We start from the raw sequence: 19,016 nt of genomic DNA on the forward strand, positions 1-19,016 counted from the left end.
TGCCTCAGTCCCTCAACTGCTGCGGCTTGACCAGCGTGAGACCCCTCAGGGCTTGCCAGCGCGGGTCGTCCACAGTGACGCCCAGGGAACGGCAGGCCCACAGAGCGTCCAGGTACTCCGCCGTACTGGGGCGCCGCACACCGTCCCGGGCTGCGACTCGCCGGACCTCCCGCAACTCCTCTGCCAGGGCGGCGGCAAGCTCCAAATCGGCTGGGGAGACCTCCGGCAGCCGGGCCGTCAGGTGCTGGTGGGCGATCCTGACCAGTTCCTTCACGTCCTCCGGCGGCTGGAGGCGGGCGATGACACAGCGGCGCAGGAACGCCTGGGGCAGCTCCCGCTCCTCGTTGGTGGTGATGACGATCAGATGCCGGGAGAAAGGGGTGTCGGTGGGCTGCTCCGGGGGTTCGACGGAGACCTCCGTTCCGGTCTCGGCCACCACGAATCCGTTCGACGACAAGGGTACGAGGAGGCCGTTCGGCACGTCGGGGTCAGCCTTGTCGATCTCGTCGATCAGGACGACCGCGTGGTCCGTGGAGCGCCCTTTCTCCGCCCTGAACTCTTTACGGCTTCCCCCGGAGGGCCGGTGCTGAGGGCCAGTGCCGTGCCGGCCGGAGGACCGGCTGACGAACCCCTCGGCCGACCGGGGGGCGAAGGCCCACCACAGCGGGCCCGGTTGGACGTACCTGCCCTCGAAGTGCCGTGATGTCCGGCCGTGGCTGGTACGGCGTTCCGCCTGGGCGTCCGCGAGCCGTCGCACGGCGTCGAAGGACCACAGCAGGTCACGTGCCCGGGTCTGGGAGGTCACCACGTGCTCGTAGTAGCGCCAGCCGCGCTCCCTGGCCACCCAGGGAGCCAGCGAGGACTTACCCGAGCCCGGCTCTCCCCGCAGAAGCAGTGGGCGGCCGGTCGCCAGTGCCACCTCGACCGCGAGCGACAGATCCGAGGGCATGACGTAGATCAGCCCGTCGCGGCGGTCCGGCATGTCGGTCGATTCGAGTACCTGGGGGAACATCAGCTCACCTCGGAGAGGGGAAAGGTGCCGGAATCCTGGACAACCGCGTCCAGACGTTGCTTGAGGTGGTACGCGGCCAGCTCGGTCTCCACGGTGATCGGCGGCACGACGACGACCGTGTCCGCGATCCTGGCCACCGGCCCAGGCTCGGCGCCGCCGGTGAGAACCACCACGATCAGCCAGGGGAAGTCGTCTCGCAGGGAGCGAGTCACCTGAGCCAGGTCCTCGACGGCATGATCGGCGGCGCTCAGCACAAGGTAGCTGAAGGTCCCGTCCTTGGGCTGGACGGTCCGGGAGTTCAGCGGCATCCGCGGCGGGACGCGGAAGACCTGGCGCAGTGCGGTGCGGCAGGCCGCTTCGAGGGCCTCCGACGACGATGCGTCGTCGTCGGGCAGTCCGCGCTCCAGGGCGCCGAAACTGTAGGTGTCGGGGGCGTTGCACACGGCTCGGCGTACGTACTGCTCCACCGTCCATTCCTCGTAGGCGTTGAACACGAGCACGGGTGAGCCGTCATAGGGCTGGGGGGCGGCGGCCGCTGCGGGCAGGAAGCGGCGGGCCGACTCCTGGTCGACCCAACTCGGCAGGACCTCCGCGGACAGCTGACGGAGCTGGTCCGCCCCGAGTGCGGGCTTCAGCCATTCCACCGCTGTCGGGAGTTCCTCCCTGATGCCACCGCTCAACATGCGGTGGGAAAGGAAGAGTTCAGCGCCGATCCGGGCGCTGACATGTACCAGTTCCTCATCGGTGAGGCCAAGGCGGCGGGCTGCGTCCAGGAGGCTGCTGGGGCTGCGGCGACGGGCGGATTCGAGGTAGCGAGCCACTCGCAGGGCCCAGTCGCGGGCGCCGGGGTTCGCCGTGCGCAGATCCTGGGGAGAGAACTCCGCCATGATCCGGTCGGCGACGGTGAGCGTGTCCGCCCCTGCGGGCCGCTCGCCGTCCGGGGACTGCCAGGTCGCGGCCTGGATCGACAGCAGCGCGTCGAACCCCTGTTTGCGTGCCTCGGCCGTGCTTACCGCGCCCACGATCCCCGGGAGCACGGCAGCTAGTCCGCCCACCTTGAAGCGGCCGACCAGGACTTCGGCCTCACGCCGCACCCACCGGGGCGCCGCCACTGTCTCAGGACCGAGCAGGACGATCGCCGCATCGCACTGGTACATCTCGCGGTAGAGCACCTCGTGCCACTCGTCGCCGGCACGCAGCTTCTCGACGTCGACGAAGACATCGTAGCCGCTCGCGGTCAAGCGCGGCACGATGTTGTCCAGCACCGCCCGCACGCCCGCGTCCCGGCCGGCCCCGTGGCTGATGAAGATTCGTAAGCTCATGCCGCCCCGCGAGCGCCCTGCGGTATCGCGCCGGCTCTGCCCCTGAGAGTCACAGAAGTGATTGTGCTTCAGCTCCTCGACAGCCGGGAGCCCTTTGCACAATTCGGCAGGCGAGCACCTCCGCCGAGGCCGGCGCGTCCTACCAGCGCACCCCCAGCCGCTGCGGACTGCGGGACGTCGTCCCCGTGCGCCAGAGCACCGCGTCCGCCGGCTCCGTCAGGCGCAGGCCCGGGAAGCGGGCGGAGAGGCGGTGCAGGGCGATCTGGAGTTCCGTACGGGCCAGCCAGGCGCCCAGGCAGTAGTGGGCCCCGGCCCCGAAGGAGAGGGTGGGGGCCTCCAGCGGGGCGAACAGGTCGTCGCGGGTGTGGCGGGGGAAGACGGCGGGGTCGCGGTTGGCGGCGCCGCAGTCCGCGAGGACGACCGCACCGGCCGGGATCACCACCCCGCCGACCTCGGTGTCCTCGGCCGCGTGGCGTGCCGTTCCCCGGTCGTCGCCCAGCGGGACGAGGTGGATGAGCCGGTCCGCCACCCTTCCGGCCGCCTCCTCGTCCGCGCCGATGCGGGGCCAGCTCTCCGGGCGTTCGCCGAGGAGGTAGAGCAGCGCGTTGCCCAGCATGGTCATCGTGCTGTCGTGGCCCCCGACGACGAGCCCGCAGACCAGGCTCACCAACTGCGCCTCGGGGAGCCCGCCTTCGTCGTCGGCGGCCCGCACCAGGCTGCTGATCAGGTCGTCGCCGGGGGCGCGCCGCCGTTCCGTGAGCAGCTCCCCGCCGAACGCGCTGAACTCCTTGAGTACGGACTCCACCTCCTCCCCCGAGTGGGAGCCGTCGGAGAAGGCGTGTTCGCTCCAGTGGCGCAGCCGGCCGTGGGCGGACGCGTCCAGGCCCATCAGCCGGCTGATCACCGCCACGGGGAGGGGGAGGGTGAACTCCTCGATGATGTCGGCCGGTTGCGGCCGGTCCTCCAGCCGGTCGAGGAGCTGTTCCACGATGGCGGCTATCCACGGCCGCCAGCGGGCGACGGCCCTCGGGGTGAAGGCGCGGCGCAGGGTCCGGCGCAGCCGCAGGTGGTCGGGGCCGTCCTGGTTGAACATCAGGTCGGGGTTGTTCACGAGGTCCGGTACGTCGGAGAGGGCCGGGGCGTCCGCCGCGTACAGCCGGGACCGGCCGAAGCGCGGGTCGGAGAGCACCTGGCGGACATCCGCGTACCGGCTGACCAGCCAGGCGGGTGCTCCGCCCGGCAGTTCACCGAGGCGGGGCGGGCCCGGTTCCTCGAAGTGCAGGCGGTGCAGGGGGACCAGGGACGACGGGTCGGTGGTGGTCATCGTGAACTCCTTCGGCGGGGAGGGGGTTTGGGCCCCGGCGGTCCTCACAGAGCGACCAGTACCTTGCCCCGGTGGTCCGGCCGGTCGCGGTAGAGGCTTGCGTACGCGGCGGGGATGGCGTCGAAGCCGTGGTGGAGGGTGTGGTCGCAGACGACCTCCCCGCGCCGGACCCGGCCGCCCAGCTCCGCGTGGAGGTCCTTCCAGTTCTGCTCGGTGAACCACTCCAGGGAGAAGATCCCCCGGACCGTCGCGCGCGGGAACATCAGGTACGGCAGCAGGCGCGGTCCGGTGCCCTCGTTGCCGACCTGGGTCGCCCACTGCCAGCACACCGCCACCTGACTGCCGACGTTGAGCATGGAGAACACCACGTCGGTGATCGTGCCGCCGAGGTTGTCGAAGTAGCGGTCGACCCCGTCGGGGGCCGCCCGGGTCAGCGCCTCGCGGACGGTGCCGGCGCTGTCGGTGTGCCGGTAGACGACGACCGTGTCGAAGCCGAGGCCGAGGAGGTACTCCGCCTTCTGCGGGGACGAGGTGGTCCCGATGACCCGGGCACCGGCGAGCGCGGCGAGCTGGCCGACGAGCGCGCCGACCGCACCGGAGGCCCCGCTGATGACGAAGGTGTCCCCCGGGGTCACGGTCATGTACTTGGCGAGGGTCCCCCAGGCCGTCATCCCCGGTCCGCCCATCACGCTCAGCGCGGTCGGGAGCGGCAGGGCGTCGTCGTACCACTGCGGGTCCAGCCTGCGGTAGGCCGGGAAGACCATGGGGAACGTACCGGTCTGCCAGAGCTCGGCCTCCCCGGTGGAGACGACATGGGACCGCCAGCCGCCGAAGCCCTGCACGAGGTCACCGACGCCGTGGGCGGCGCGCGGTCCGGCCTCGACGACCTCCATGATCGAGTCGGCGCCCATGTGGGTCCCGATCGGGGTGTCCAGGGCGATGCCCTGGAGGTAGGGGTCGACGGAGACGTACAGCGTGCGCAGGAGCATCTCGTCGGGGGCCAGGGTCACGTCGACGTTCTCGACGACCTTGGCGTAGACACGGTCCACGTCGGGCACGCCCTCGACGTGTTCGCGGACCACCCATTTCTCGATCTTCATGTGCTCTTCCCTGACGTCGGTACGGGGATGACGCGGTGGGTCGGCGGGGGCGCGGTGCGGTCGACCGACGCGGTGAAGGGCCTGCCGTCGTCGCGGCAGATGAACTGCGTGACGTGGCGTCCGGCGGCGGCCGCCCGGATCAGCCCGCCGGTGGTGGCCCAGACGCCGGACTGGTAGAAGTTCGCCAGGCCGGGCAGCCCCGGACCGTACTTCTTGACCAGCTCTTCGAGCCTCTCGCCGCTCTCCACGAACGGCTGCCAGCCCAGCACCGTGCCGTCGTAGTTGCCGGTGTAGCGGACCTGGGTGAGCGGGCTGGAGACGTCACGTACGACAATGGCGTCGCGGATGCCCGGGAAGCGCTGCTCCAGGAAGTCCACGAGCGTCTCGCGTGCGCGCCGTTTGGCCGCGTAGTAGCCGCGGCCGTGGCGGACGGGCAGGGTGTGCAGCTCCTGTCCGCCGCGGGAGCGGGTGACCTGTTCGGGGCCTTCGTCCAGGGCCCGCCAGGGGGCGATGTCGCAGAAGTAGGTGGCGTAGACGACGGTGGTGCCGTCCGGGGAGAGTTCGGGGTAATGGCGGTTGCGGAACTGGACGTTGATGCTGGCGTGCCGGATGCCGGTGAGTTTCGCCGCCGTGGCCGCGTCGAGCAGGTAGGTCGTGCAGGGGTCCCCTTCCGGGAAGGGGCGGGAGAGGCCGAGGAAGAGGGTGAAGTAGCCGGGGAAGACCATGCCCGGCTCGTGGATGGTCCGGGTGTAGAGCTTGCGGTACTCCTCGCCCAGGTACTTGCCCTCAAGGAACTTCATGGTGGTGGTGTAGCCGTCGCAGGCCGACACCACGATGTCCGCGCGGAGTTCCTGCCCGTCGCTGAGCCGGACACCCACCGCGCGGTCGTCCTCGACGATGACCGTCTCGACCTTGGTGTTGTACGAGATCTCCCCGCCGAGCCGCCGGTAGCGGGCCTCGATGGACCGGGCGAGGCCGAGCGAGCCGCCTTCGGGGACGCCGGCGGACAGGTTGGCATGGGAGGCGAGCTGGAAGTGGAAGGGCAGGACGGGGAAGTTCGGGTGCTTCTCGTACAGGATGAAGTTGAAGGCCTCCCGCAGGAGCGGGTCCTTGAACTTCGCCGAGTAGTCGGCCATCAGGACCGTGATCGTGGTGCGGACGGCGTTGACGTACGGGAGGAACGAGGCGAGCATCCGCCAGCGCTCCACGCGGCCCATCAGCCCGACGGGCTTGAGGAACGGGTAGACGGCAAGGGCTTTGCGGAAGCTGCGCAGTTGGGCGCAGAACTTGCGTACGGTACGGGCGTCGGCCGGCGAGATACCGATCAGGTGGGCCTCCAGCCGGTCCGGGTCGGAGTAGAAGTGGACGGCCCGCCCTTCCTGTCCGCGCACGATGTTGAACACGTCGAAGTGGCGGATCTCCTTGCCCTGCAACGCGCCCAGCTCCAGCCAGATCTGGTGCATCTCGTTGCCGGGGCCACTGCCGAGGAGCCAGCTGACGCAGGCGTCCAGGGTGAAGCCGCCGCGCTCCCAGGCGGTGCAGCAGCCGCCGGGCAGTTCGTGCATCTCCAGGATGTGGGTGCGGTAGCCGTTCATCCGGGCGTAGCAGCCGGTGGAGAGGCCGCCGAGGCCGCCGCCGATGATGATCATCGACTCGCGGGGCCGGCGGGTGCTGTCGGTCGTGGACGGGGTCATGAACTGGTGTCCTCCCGTGCTGACCACCGGTCGAGCTGGGGCAGCTTTCCCAGCTTCCCGGTGTGCCAGGGCTCGGTGGCCTCGCTCTCCCACGCCCGGAATTCCAGGCCGAGTTCGCGGCAGAGGTACTGGACGGCGAAGCGGCCGGTGGAGGCGGCCCGGATCAGGCCACCCATGCCGACCCACTGCCCGGCCATGGAGAAGCCGGTGAGGCCGGGGAGCCGCATCCGGTCCTTCCCGACCAGGCGGGCTGCGACGTCGTCGGCGTCGGAGAAGGCCTTCCAGGCGAGGATGGAGCCGTTGTGGTTGCCGGTGTACCGGTGGGTGGTGGCGGGCGAGGCGACGTCGATGAGGTCGATGCGGTCGGTGATGCCCGGGGAGCGGCGTTCCAGGAAGGTGCGGACGAAGTCGGCGACTTCGTGCTTGCGTTGCCGGTACTCCTTGCGGTCGCGGGTGCGCAGCTCCTTCCAATAGGCGTAGTCGCTGAAGTAGGTGCAGTGCAGGACGGAGCGGCCGGGGGGTGCGAAGCCGTCGCAGTAGCGGGAGCGGACCTGGACGACCAGGCTGTTCTGGAGGGCGCCGGGGAGCTGTTTCCCGTCCTCGTCGGTCAGGAGGTGGGTGGTGCTGTGGGCCTCGCCGGGGTCGAAGTCGCCGCGCAGGCCCACGAAGGCGGAGACGACGGCGGGGAAGAGAGTGCCGGGGCGTTGGAGGAGGTCGGTGTAGAGCTTGTCGATCCTGGGTCCGGTGTACCGGCCGCCGAGCAGCCCGTACACGGTGGTATGACCGTCGGCCGCGGAGACCACGTGCTCGGCGAAGTACCGCTTCCCGTTGCGGAGTTCGACACCGATCGCCCGGTCGTTCTCGACCAGGACCTTCTCCGTACGGGCCCGGTAGGTGACGTGGCCGCCGAGCTTCAGGTAGCGCTCCTCGATCGAGCGCGAGAGGCCGAGCGAACCGCCTTGCGGGAAACCGGCGTTGAGGTGGTACGCCGCCGCCATGTTGAACAGGTACGGCAGGAGCGGGAAGCCCTCCGGGTCCTGGAAGAAGATGTTGCGGAAGGCCCGGCGCAGCAGCGGGTCCTGGAACCTGTCGGCGAAGACGTGCATCGGCGTCGCCGCTGTCCGCCAGAACAGCCGGAAGGCCGGCAGCACCGTGCGCAGGGTCGCCGCCCGCTCCCGTACGGTCCGCAGGGCCGGTGCCGTCAGGAACGGGTACAGCTCGATGGCGATGAACCGCTTCAGATCGCGGGTGAAGGCCCGGATCAGGGGGGCGTCGGCGGGTGAGATCGCCAGCAGATGGGCCTCCAGGCGGTCCGGGTCGTTGTAGAACGTGACCGAACGGCCCCTCTCGTCCTCCACCTTGTTGAACAGCTCGAAGTTGGTGACGGTCTTCCCGTCCAGCGCGCCCAGCTCCCGCCAGACCTGGTGGGCGTCGTTGCCGGGCGCGGTGCCGATCAGCCACTCGATGCAGTAGTCGAAGAGGTACCCGTCGCGCGACCAGGCGGTGCAGCAGCCGCCGGGAAGGACGTGCTTCTCGAAGATCCGGGTCCTGGCGCCGCTCATCTGGGCGTAGCAGCCGGTGGAGAGGCCGGCCACTCCCGCGCCGATGATGATCACGCGGGGTGGGGTGCCGGGGGTGCGCTCGCGGCTGCTCCAGTCGTCAGCCGTGTCCCGGGGCGTGCTCGGGTCATCCGCCATGGGCCGCGTCTCCCGTCAGTACGGTGCGGACCAGGGCGGCGTTGCGGGCGAGGTGCTTGGGGTCGAGCATGTCGGCGTGGACGCCGGAGCCGCGCAGGACGACGGTGGTGGCGGTGGAGCTGCCGTGCCAGGTGCCGTGCTCGCCGGCCGCGTACAGGGCGGTCTTCTCCTCGTCGGTGATCACGCTGACCGGCGCGTTCACCGTTCCGGTGTTGGGGGTGCGGCCGCAGAAGGTGAGGTACTCAGCGGCGTGCGCGAGGGTTTCCTCGGCGACGGCGTCCGACCCGGTGTGTTTGCGCAGGTGGTCGGCGAGTTCGGCCTCGAAGACGCGGATCCCCTCGTCCCCGGGCTCGTAACGCTCCATGATCCGGCGGGAGTCGAGGATGACGACATGGCCCACCCGCCGCCCGCGCCGCTCCAGCTCCTTCGCCGTCTCGAAGGCGAGATTGCCACCGAGGGAGTAGCCGAGGAGCAGGCAGGACCCCTCGGGCCGGGCGGCCTCGATCAGGTCGGCGTACCGCGCCACCTTGTCGTCGCCCGGGAGGTAGTTGAAGCCGATGACGGCGTACTCCGGGAGCTGGGCGGCCAGGCCCCGGTAGACGAGTCCGTGGCCGCCGGCGGGCGGGAAGCAGAAGAGGTGCGGCGCCTGACCGGAGTTGAAGGTCAGGTAGGGCAGTTCGTCGGTGCTGGTGCTGTGCAGGACCTCCTGGACGGTGGCGGCCATGCCGTGGAGGGTGGTGACCTGGTAGAGGCGGCTGACGGGGACGGTGACGCCGAACTCGGTGCGCAGGTGGTGGAGAAGCTCGATGAGCTTGATGGAGGAGCCGCCGACTTCGAAGAAGTCGTCCTCCAGGCCCACCCGTTCGAGCCCCAGCAGCGCCTTCCAGTGCCGGGCCACGCCCATCTCGTAGAGCGTCACCGGCTCCTCGTGGGGGCGTTCGCCGGTCTCGGCGCGGGGTGCGGGCAGGGCGGCGGTGTCGATCTTGCCGTTGGCGGTGAGCGGGAGGGCGGGCAGCTCGACGATGTACGACGGGATCATGTACGAGGGCAGTGAGCCGGCCAGATGGCGGCGCAGGGCCCGCCGGTCGAGTGCGGTGCCCGGTGTCGCCGGTACGCAGTAGGCGCAGAGCGCGGGCTCTCCCCCGGTGTCCGTGGTGACGGTGACGACGGCCCGGGCGAGCGGGGGCCACTGGGCGAGGTGGGCCTCGATCTCGCCGATCTCGATGCGGTGGCCGCGCAGTTTGACCTGACTGTCCGTCCGGCCGAGCAGATGGACGCGGCCGTGGGCGTCCCAGCGGGCGATGTCGCCGGTCCGGTAGAGCCGCTCGGGGCGGGCGCCCGGCGCCTTGCCGAGCGTACGGGTGACGAAGCGGTCCGCCGTCTGCCCGGGGTCTCCGGCATAGCCGAGCGCGACACCGTCACCGCCGATCCAGAGCTCGCCGGGGACGCCGGGCGGGACGGGTTCGCCGTGGGCGTCCAGGACGTGGAGGGTGCTGTTGGGCAGGGGCCGGCCGATCGGGACCATCAGGCCCGGCTCCAGGTCGTCGACGGGCCCCTCGAAGAAGGCGCTGTCGATGGTCGCCTCGGTGAGGCCGTAGGAGTTGACGAGCCGCGTCGCCGGACCGCACAGCTCGCTCAGCCTCTCGTACTCCGCCACCTTCCAGGCGTCCGAACCGACCACCAGCAGCCTCAGGAAGTCCAGCCGCAGCCGCTCCCGCACGCAGTGGTCCATCAGTCCCCGCACCACCGCCGGTACGAATTCGGCGCCGTCGACGCGCTCCTGACGCATCGTCCGGTACAGCCGCGGGGTGTCGAAGAGCAGGTCGCGGTCGGCCAGGACGAGGTTGCCGCCCGAGCAGAGCGCGCGGACCAGGTCGCCGGTGAACACGTCGAACGACGGCTCGGCCATCTGGAGGTGCACCCGGACGTCGCTCTCCAGCCGGTACGCCTGACGCCACGCCCCGTACGCGGAAGCGAGGTTGCGATGGCTGACGCGGACGGCCTTCGGGCGGCCGGTGGAGCCGGAGGTGGTGATGACGTACGCGGTCGAGTCCGGGACCGTGTTCTGCCGGGGGCCGTCCGGGTGCGGCTCGGTGGCGTGGAGGGCGTCGAGGGTCAGGGTGATGACCGGCAGGGCGGCGGTCCCCTCGCGTGCGGGCTCGCCGGAGACGATGACGAGGCCCGCTCCGGTGGCCCGGACGAGGTGGGCGATGCGGTCGGCGGGCTGGCCGGTCCGCAGCGGCAGGTAGGCACCGCCGGCCTTGAGAACGGCGAGCAGGGTGACGATCAGCTCGGGCGACTTGTCCAGGCAGACGACGACCACCGAGCCGGCGGTGACGCCCAGGGTGCGCAGCCGGGCGGCCGCGTCGGCAGCCCGCCGCTCCAGCTCCCCGTAGGTCAGCCGACGGGCGCCACCGCCCGGGAGCGGCATGGTGACGGCGACCGACCCGGGACGGGCGGCCGCGACCTCGCCGACCAGCTCATGGACCGGGGTGAAGGGCGAGTCCGCGAGGGCCGTGGGCAGGGCGGGGCGGCTCCACTCCCCCACCAGCTGTTCCCGCTCCTCCTCGTCCAGCATCTCCAGCCGCGAGGCGGGGTGTTCGCCGGGCGTCCGGGTCATGTGGTCGAGCAGACGGGTGTAGTGGGCGGCCATGCGGCGCATGGTCTGCGGGAGGAAGAGGTCGGTGTTGTACTTGAAGACGCAGTGGAAGCGGTGGTCCGCCTCGTCCTCGTAGGCGGAGAGGGTGATGTCGAACTGGCCCTCCTCCTCCGGCAGTTCGATGTATTCCAGCCGGTAGCCGTACTGCTCGGTGGCGACCTTGTGGGTGAGGAGGATGAACATCGCCTGGAAGACGGCCGAGCGGCTGGGGTCGTGCTGGAGGCCGAGCTCGTCGACGAGCAGGACGAACGGGTACTCCTGGTTGTCCAGACCGCCGAGGACGGTCCGGCGGACCTGTTCCAGGAGTTCTGCCACGCTCGGGTCGCCGGTGAGGTCGGCGTGGAGCGGGAGCGGGTTGACGAAGTAGCCGTAGACGGAGGCGAAGTCCTGCCGCGTCCGGCCGGTCACCGGGGAGCCGACGACGATGTGGTCCTGGCCGGAGTAGCGGTGGAGCAGCAGGTAGTAGGCGCTCAGCAGCACCATGAACGGCGTGACGTTGTGCGCACGGGCCAAGGCGTGCACCCGGGAGCTGAGTTCGGCGTCCAGCACGAAGAACTCGGAAGCACCGTTGTGGGTTTGGACTGCCGGGCGCGGCTTGTCGGTGGGGAGGTCGAGGAGCGGGACCTCGGCGGGGAGGTGGGAGCGCCAGTAGTCCAGCATTCCGGCGGCCTCACGCCCGGCGAGGAAGGCGTTCTGCTGGTTGAGGAAGTCGAGATAGCGGGCTTCCACGGGCGGGAGCTGGGGTTCGAGGCCCTGCCGCAGAGCCTCGTAGACCTGGAAGAGCTCCTCGATGAAGGTGAACGTGGAGATGGCGTCGGAGACGATGTGGTGGACGGCCTTCATGATGACCCAGCGGTCGTGCCCGCGCTTGAAGAGGCGGAAGCGGACGAGCGGGTCGTGGGCGAGGTCGTACGGCTTGCGGTACTCGGCGACGATGGTGGCGTGGATGGTCTCCCACTCCTCGCCCTGGACGTCGAAGAGGGCGAGGTCGGGTTCGGTGTCCTCGGCGACCCGCTGCACGGCCTGCCCGTCCTCCAGGAGGAAGTTGGTGCGCAGGGCGGGGTGGCGGGCGATGAGCCGGCGGACGGCCTCGAACATCAGGTCCGGTTCGAGGGCGACGTCCACCTCGACGGCTCCGCCGATGTTGTAGGCGTACCCGTCGGGGTTGAGGTGCTTGAGGAACCAGAGCGCCTTCTGGTTCTGGGTCAGCGGGTAGCGCGCGGGGTCGTCGTGGAGCTCGACGGCCCGGCCGGTGGTGTCCGTCCCGTCGGCCGAGGCCAGTTCCGCCAGGCCGTCGTGGAGCTGCGCGGCCAGCTCTCCGGCCGGGGTCCCGCTGAGCAGGGCGACCACGGGGAGGGCGACGCCGAGCTCGGCGTGGATGCGGGCGCGCAGCTCCATGGCCAGCAGGGAGTCGAGCCCCAGGTGGCCGAGGCCTTCGGTGGGGTCGATGCGGTCGGCGCCGGTGCGCAGGACGGCGGCGGCGAGGGCGGCGAAGCGTGTCGCCACCAGGGAGCGGCGGGTCTGCTCATCAGCGGTACGGAAGGTGTCGAGGAAGCCGTTGCCCTGGGTGGCGGCCGGGGGCGGGGCGGCCGCCGCGGCCAGGGCGGTGACGAGCGGGGGTGGAGCCGGGTACCAGGCCAGGAAGGTGGGCCAGTCGACGACGGTGGCGACGACCAGTTGGGCGTGGTCCTGGCCGATGACGCGTTCCAGGACGGCCATGCCGGCGTCGGGGGCCAGGGAGTTCATGCCGCGGCTGTGCAGGTAGTGGTCGACCAGGCCGAGTTCCTCGATCATGCCGGTGGCCCAGGGGCCCCAGTCGAGGCTGAGCGCGGGCAGTCCCTGGGCGCGGCGGTGGTGGGCCAGGGCGTCCAGGAAGGCGTTGCCCGCCGCGTAGTTGGTCTGCCCGGCGGTGGTGAGCAGGGAGGCGATGGAGGCGAAGAGGACGAAGTGGTCGAGGGGTTCGTCCCGCAGGTGCCGGTGGAGGAGGTAGGCGCCGACGGTTTTGGGATCGTGGACGGCGTCGAAGGCGGGCCGGTCCAGGTCGGTGACCAGGGTGTCGCGGACCTGTCCGGCGAGATGGAACACGCCGCGCACGGGCGGGGAGCCGGTGCGCCGGTAGGCGTCGAGCCAGCCGGTCAGGGCGTCCTCGTCGGTGATGTCGAGGGGGGCCAGCACGGCCTGGGCGCCGAGCGCCTCCAGCTCACGGAGGAGACCCACGGCCCGGCCCTCGGCGGTGGCGGGGTCGGTGGTGCCCCACTTCTCGCGGGCGGGCACCGGCGTACGCCCCACCAGGATGAGCCTGCGGGCCCCTCGCCGGACGAGGGTGCGGCAGAGCAGCCGGCCGAGTGCGCCGAAGGCCCCGGTCACCAGGTAGCTGCCGTCGGCCCGCAGCCGTAGCGGCAACGGCCGGGTGAGGCCCTCGGCCGGGCGGAGGCGGCTGGTGCGGCGTACGCCGTCGCGCAGGGCGATCTCCTCCTCGTCGTCGGCCAGCGCCTCGCGCAGGAGCGCCTCCGCCTCGGCAAGGGCTCCCTCCGGGCCGGGGCGCCGCTCAGGATCGAGGTCGATCAACTTGCCCGGGTGGTCGCTGAGTTCCTGGTGGCGCAGGACGCGGCCGACGCCCCAGGCGGGAGCTCCGAGCGGTTCGACGGGCTCGTCGGGCAGGACGGGCTGGGCGCCCCGGGTGACCACGTGCAGCCTGCCTCCGGAGCCTCGGGCGAGGAGGGTCCGGGCCAGGGCGATCAGGGAGTACGAGCCCGGGCCGGCGTGGTCGCGTACGGCCTGCCGGTCGCAGGCGGCCAGCGAGGGCCGGTCCAGGTTCCACAGGTGCAGGACGGCCCCGTGGAACGGCTCGCCGTCCCGGTCCAGCTCGGCGAGGAGGCGCTCCAGGTCGGCGGTGGACCCGGGGTCGACTGTGTACGAGCCGTCCGGGCCCGCTCCGGCGTACGCCTCACCGCGGCGCACCAGGTGGCAGCGTTCGCCCCGGGCGGCGGCGAGGGTGGCGAAGGCGTCGGCGATGCCCTGGGTATCGGCGAGGACCAGCCAGCCGTGGTCCCGGGCCGCTATGACGGCGGGCGCGAGCGGGTCCGCCTCCGCCAGGTCCGGGCACTCCGTCCAGACGGTCTCCGCGAGCCAGGAGTCGATGGTGGTCCGGGCGACTGCGGTGGCCGCCTTCTCCACATCGGCGGCCCGGAACCCCTCGATCCGGCCCAGCGGCGCGCCGTCGTCGGCATAGAGTGCGATGTCCCCGAGCGTGGTGTCGGCGTCCGAAGGCCGCACGGTGGCGTGCACCCAGAGCGGCTGGTCACCGACCGGTTCGCAGGCGACCTCGGCCAGCGAGAGCGGCAGCCTGATGCCGGATGCCGGTGCCGGGTCCTGAAGGAGCTGCGGGGTCAGCAGCGCCTGGAAGCAGGCGTCGAGCAGGACGGGGTGGAGGTGGTGGCCCGCGGCGTCGACGCCGGCGGGCGGGCGGATCCGGGCGAGGACCTCCCCAACGCCGATCCACACCTCCTCGATGGCCCGGAAGGCGGGGCCGTAGTGGTAGCCGAGCCCGGCCAGCGCGGCGTAGCAGTCGGGGCCGTCCAGACGGCGGGCGGTACGGGCCCGGATCGCGGCGGCGTCGAGCGGGGCGCCGGTCCTGCGGCGCTGCCCGGTGCGGACGATCCCGCTCGCGTGGACGGTCCGCTCCCCGTCGTCCCCGGTGGCGGGCGAGGCGATCGTGAAGGCCGCGTCCTCCAGGGAGAGCGACACCTCCACGGTCCGGTCCTCGCCGTCCGGGAGGAAGAGCGCTTTGCGGAGGTCGATGTCCGCGAGGACGGCGGTGGTGGAGCCGGTGAGCCGCACGGCGGCCTGGGTCGCCATCTCGATGTAGCCGGCGGCGGGGAACACCACGGTGTCCTGGATGCGGTGGTCGGCCAGGTAGGGCAGGGACTCGGCGTCCAGGCGGGCCTGCCAGGCCGGTTCGGTGCGGTCGGTGCGGCGGCCGAGGAGCGGGTGGTCGACCTGGCCCAGGCGGACCTGGGCGACGGCCGGGGGCTCGGTCCAGTGCCGGTCGCGCCGGAAGGGGTGAGGGGGCAGCGTGACCGGCCGGCCGGTGGGCTGGAGGACGTCCCAGTCGATATCGGCGCCCAGGTTGTGGAGGGAGGCGAGGGAGAGCGCGAACCGCTCGCTCTCGTCCTCCTGGCGGCGGATCGAGGGCAGCGTCAGCCCGGTCGCCCCGGCGGCCTCCAGGCACTCGCGGATCGCGTGGCCGAGGACCGGGTGCGGGCCGATCTCCAGGAACACCTGGTGCCCGTCACCGGCGAGGCGGTCGACGGCGGCCCGGAACCGTACCCGGTCGCGTACGTTCCGCCACCAGTAGGCGGCGTTCAACTCGCTTCCCTGGGCGACCCCGTCGGAGCCCGTGAGGTGGAGCGGAAGGCGAGCCGGGCGCGGCTCCAAGGGGGCCAGCGCCGTGAGCAGTTCGTCCTTGATCCGATCCATGCCGACGCTGTGGTACGGCACTTGCACGGTGAGGAACTTGGCGAACTGCTGCTCGGCCCGCAACTCCTCGGCCAGCAGGCCCAGGGCCTCCCTCTCCCCGGCCAGCGTGAGGGAGGTGGGGCTGTTGACGGCGGCGATGGAGACCCGGTCCTGGTAGGGGCGCACCCGGCGTTCCGCCTCGTCCTCCGTCAGGCTCACCGCGAGCATGGTGCCCGTCCCGGCGAGGGTCTGCTGGAGGCGGCTGCGGTGCACCGCGATCCGGGCCGCGTCCTGGAGGGAGTAGACGCCCGCCTCGTAGAAGGCGGCGATCTCCCCGGTGCTGTGGCCGACGATGGCGTCCGGGCGCACGCCGTACGACCTCCACAGGGCCGCGAGGCCGACCTGGAGGGCGAAGTTCGCGGGCTGCGCGAGCCAGGTCTCGTCCATGCGGGAGGCGGATTCCTCGGCGGTCAGCTCCTCGATCAGGGACCAGTCGGCGAACTCCCGCAGGGCCCGGTCGCATCGGGTGACCGCCTCACGGAACACCGGCTCGTGGTCGAGGAGTTGGCGGCCCATCCCCCACCACTGGGGCCCCATGCCGGTGAAGACCCAGACCAGGCGGCGCGCTTCGGCGTCCCGCGCGCGGTCCTGGACGATCCGGGGGTGGCTCTCGCCGCGCAGGTGGGCGGCGAGCGCCTCGTCGAGGGAGGCGCGGGAGGTGTGGACGACGGAGAGCCGGTGCGGGAGGTGCTGGCGGCGGTGGGCCAGGGTGTGGCCGAGGTCGGACAGGGCCACGGCCGGGCCGTTCTCGCCGGCCAGTTCGGCGCGGATGCCGGCGGCCAGCTCCGGGAGCGCGTCCGGGTGCCGGGCGCTCAGCGGCAGGATGGTCCAGGCCCGTTCGGCGGGGGTGGTCTCGGGGACGGGCGGCGGGGCCTCCTCCAGGACGACGTGGGCGTTGGTGCCGCCGAATCCGAACGAGTTCACGCCCGCCCGGGCGGGCCCGTCGTGCTCGGGCCAGGGGGTCGGCCGGGTGGGGATCTCGTACGGCAGCGCGGCCTGGTCGATGGCGGGGTTGAGGCGCTCCAGGTTGATGTGGGGCGGGATGTGGCGGTGCTGGAGGCTGAGGACGGTCTTGATCAGTCCGGCGATCCCGGCGGCGGCCTCGGTGTGCCCGATGTTGGTCTTCACGGAGCCGACGTACGCGCGAGCGCCCGGCTTGCGCCCGACGGCCAGGGCGCGGGCCAGGGCCCCCGCCTCGATCGGGTCGCCGACCGGGGTGGAGGTGCCGTGCGCCTCCATGTACTGGAGCTCGCCGGGGGTGATGCCGGCCTCGGCGCAGACGCGGTGGATGAGGGAGACCTGGGCGTCGGGGTTGGGCACGGTGATGCCGTTGGTGTGGCCGTCCTGGTTGACCCCGCTGCCGAGGATCACCGCGTGGATCCGGTCCCCGTCCCGCACGGCGTCCTCCAGCCGCTTCAGCGCGACCAGGCCGACGCCCTCGGCCCGTACATAGCCGTCGGCGGCGGCGTCGAACGTACGGGAGCGGCCCTCGGGCGACAGGAAGCCGCCCTTCGTCTCGGCGATCGTGTACTGCGGGGCCAGGTGCAGCAGGGTGCCGCCGGCGAGCGCGAGATCAGTCTCGCCGCGGCTCAGGGCCTGGCAGGCGAGGTGGACCGCGACCAGGGAGGAGCTGCACGCGGTGTCGATGGAGAGGCTGGGGCCGCGGAAGTCGAAGCAGTACGAGATCCGGTTCGACACCATCGTCATCATGGTGCCGGTCGCGGTGTGCGCGGCCAGCGAGGTGAAGCCCAGGTCGGCGAACTGGAGGATCTTGTAGTCCAGGGTGAACGCGCCGACGTAGACGGCGACGTTCTCCCCGGCCAGGTCGGCGGGGCGCTGGCCGCCGTCCTCCAGGGTCTCCCAGGCCACCTCCAGGAGTTTTCGCTGCTGGGGGTCCATGTGGTCGGCCTCGCGGGGGCTGATGCCGAAGAACGCGGGGTCGAACTCGTCGAATCCGTCGATGTATCCGCCGCGGCCGCCGACGAGGCGCCCGGGTTTGTCGCGGAACCGGCTGCCGAGTGTGGTGACGTCGTACCGGTCGGGCGGGGTGGGCGTGATGCAGTCCTTGCCCGCCATCAGGTTCCGCCAGAAGGTCCGGTGGTCCGAGGCGCCGCCGGGGAGGCGGCACCCCATGCCGATGATCGCCACCTTCTGACGTAACGCGTGGGTGTGCGCGTCGTTCGCGTCGGCCATGTCGAACTCCTCAAGTCGTCTTGATGCGGCGGGAGATGGCTGGGGTGAGGTGGGTGAGGTGCGGTGCGGTCAGTCCGTGCCCGGAGCGGGTCCCGGCCGTCGCCGCCAGGGGTGCAGGAGGCCGGCGAGGATCTCTCCGGTGCCGGGGAAGGAGGCCGGGTCGTGGAGGCCGACGGCCGCGGGTTCGCGGCCGGGGCGCCAGGTGAAGCTGCCGAAGAGGTGGTCCCAGCAGGAGAGGTCGGAGCCGTAGTGGCCGGCTTCGGACAGGTCGGTGCTGTGGTGCAGGCGGTGCTGCTCGGGGCTGGCCAGCAGATGGTTGAACCGGCCGATGCGGACATCGATGTTGGCGTGGACGAAATAGCCCTGGGCGACGACGAAGAGCCCCGTCACCAGCACGGCCGAGCGGGAGAATCCGGCCAGGGCCAGGGTCAGCTGGACGAGGCTCTGGGCGAGCACGATGTCCAGCACGTGGTTGACGCCGTTGTTGGCGACGTTGACCTTCTGCGGTACGTGGTGCACCCCGTGCAGGCGCCACAGGAGGGCGCTGGTGTGGCCGAGGCGGTGCACCAGGTAGCTGACGAGCGATCCGGCGAGCAGGGCGCCCGGGATCTCGGCCCAGAGGTGGTGGCCGCGCTCGTCGGCCGAGATCCACCCCACGGCTGCCGTGACGAGAAGTTGCGCCAGTCCGCTTCCGGCCATGGTGAGCAGAAAATAGATGCCGTACCAGCGCCACTCCTCCTTTCCGGGATGCCAGGTCCGGTCATAGGGAATCAGCTGTTCGAGAATGGCCAGATACGTGAGGGTCCCGACGAGGAAAAGAGGGCTCACGATGGCCGGATCCCAGCGCAGAACCAATGCGGACGCGCCGACCAGAACGACGGCAAGCAAGAGGAACGGATAGGCGGTCGCACGGAGGACGGAAGCCGGGGAGACACCGACCGCACTTTTCCCGACGCCCGCATATCCGACCGAATCGATTTCGCCATCGAAGGAATCGGGCTCGCCATCGGCGGACCGTTCGCACTCGTCCATCCGTGACCCTCCGCAGGAGATGTGATCTAGGAGAGAACATCGCATCGGCGCAGTTCAAGGGCGCCCGAGGGGTTGATGGGCACCCCGGGGCGTGAGCAGCGGCTCATGTACCGATCGATTCCGGACACCCGGCTCCGCCGCAACGGACCGTGGCGTGAACCGATGCCCCCCAGCTCCATCGGCCCAGATCATTCATTTCCGATTCCCACGGCTTTAACCACCGCCTCGTCACCGAATTGCCGAAGGCAATCTGCGGGGCCAGGGAATGCGGGAAATCTTTCACGGCACTTAGGCGAGTAAATTTGTATGAGGAATTCCCTCGTAAGATGATCTCTGTGCCATGTGACGGGCGCATGAACGCGCGCCGCGACGTGCGTGCGTACGCGGCGGCGCACTCCCGGCCGCGGGCGGTGCGCCCGCGCACCGGTCGGCGCGAGACGTCCTTTGACGGGTGGGGACACCCTG

At 71.3% G+C, this 19,016-nt stretch carries 8 protein-coding genes; all 8 read right to left on the reverse strand.

The features are described from left to right. Window positions 1-4 precede the first annotated feature (4 nt). Window positions 5-1,012: an AAA family ATPase gene (locus R2B67_RS02780; protein WP_317816275.1), complete on the reverse strand. Its 1,008-nt coding sequence runs from the start codon at window positions 1,010-1,012 to the stop codon at window positions 5-7. Beyond that, on the reverse strand, window positions 1,012-2,334 hold the full coding sequence (locus R2B67_RS02785; RefSeq protein ID WP_317816276.1) for a toll/interleukin-1 receptor domain-containing protein: 1,323 nt from the start codon (window positions 2,332-2,334) through the stop codon (window positions 1,012-1,014). Before R2B67_RS02785 ends, R2B67_RS02780 begins: the two co-directional genes overlap by 1 nt. A gap of 139 nt (window positions 2,335-2,473) precedes the next feature. Then, window positions 2,474-3,658, reverse strand: coding sequence for a cytochrome P450 (locus R2B67_RS02790; RefSeq protein ID WP_317816277.1), 1,185 nt, complete (start codon window positions 3,656-3,658; stop codon window positions 2,474-2,476). A gap of 44 nt (window positions 3,659-3,702) precedes the next feature. Next, complete coding sequence (locus tag R2B67_RS02795) at window positions 3,703-4,758, reverse strand: MDR family NADP-dependent oxidoreductase (RefSeq protein ID WP_317816278.1); 1,056 nt, start codon at window positions 4,756-4,758, stop codon at window positions 3,703-3,705. Next, a complete protein-coding gene (locus tag R2B67_RS02800) occupies window positions 4,755-6,452 on the reverse strand; it encodes a phytoene desaturase family protein (RefSeq protein WP_317816279.1) in 1,698 nt (565 codons plus the stop codon). The genes R2B67_RS02795 and R2B67_RS02800 overlap by 4 nt, the downstream gene beginning before the upstream one ends. Continuing rightward, window positions 6,449-8,149 carry a phytoene desaturase family protein gene (locus tag R2B67_RS02805; protein WP_317816280.1) on the reverse strand — a complete coding sequence of 567 codons (1,701 nt, stop codon included), beginning with the start codon at window positions 8,147-8,149 and terminating at the stop codon, window positions 6,449-6,451. The genes R2B67_RS02800 and R2B67_RS02805 overlap by 4 nt, the downstream gene beginning before the upstream one ends. After that, window positions 8,139-17,519, reverse strand: coding sequence for a non-ribosomal peptide synthetase/type I polyketide synthase (locus tag R2B67_RS02810; protein ID WP_317816281.1), 9,381 nt, complete (start codon window positions 17,517-17,519; stop codon window positions 8,139-8,141). Before R2B67_RS02810 ends, R2B67_RS02805 begins: the two co-directional genes overlap by 11 nt. Window positions 17,520-17,588: 69 nt before the next feature. Next, on the reverse strand, window positions 17,589-18,551 hold the full coding sequence (locus R2B67_RS02815) for a sterol desaturase family protein (RefSeq protein WP_317816282.1): 963 nt from the start codon (window positions 18,549-18,551) through the stop codon (window positions 17,589-17,591). Between the last annotated feature and the right edge of the window lie 465 nt (window positions 18,552-19,016).

This window comes from Streptomyces cyaneofuscatus, from assembly GCF_033109485.1.
Taxonomy (GTDB): Bacteria; Actinomycetota; Actinomycetes; order Streptomycetales; family Streptomycetaceae; genus Streptomyces; species Streptomyces cyaneofuscatus.

Coding starts and splice junctions, on each gene's coding strand:
- R2B67_RS02780 (WP_317816275.1), bottom strand. CDS start 1,012: ATGTTCCCCCAGGTACTCGAATCGACCGACATGCCGGACCGCCGCGAC.
- R2B67_RS02795 (WP_317816278.1), bottom strand. CDS start 4,758: ATGAAGATCGAGAAATGGGTGGTCCGCGAACACGTCGAGGGCGTGCCC.
- R2B67_RS02805 (WP_317816280.1), bottom strand. CDS start 8,149: ATGGCGGATGACCCGAGCACGCCCCGGGACACGGCTGACGACTGGAGC.
- R2B67_RS02790 (WP_317816277.1), bottom strand. CDS start 3,658: ATGACCACCACCGACCCGTCGTCCCTGGTCCCCCTGCACCGCCTGCAC.
- R2B67_RS02785 (WP_317816276.1), bottom strand. CDS start 2,334: ATGAGCTTACGAATCTTCATCAGCCACGGGGCCGGCCGGGACGCGGGC.
- R2B67_RS02815 (WP_317816282.1), bottom strand. CDS start 18,551: ATGGACGAGTGCGAACGGTCCGCCGATGGCGAGCCCGATTCCTTCGAT.
- R2B67_RS02800 (WP_317816279.1), bottom strand. CDS start 6,452: ATGACCCCGTCCACGACCGACAGCACCCGCCGGCCCCGCGAGTCGATG.
- R2B67_RS02810 (WP_317816281.1), bottom strand. CDS start 17,519: ATGGCCGACGCGAACGACGCGCACACCCACGCGTTACGTCAGAAGGTG.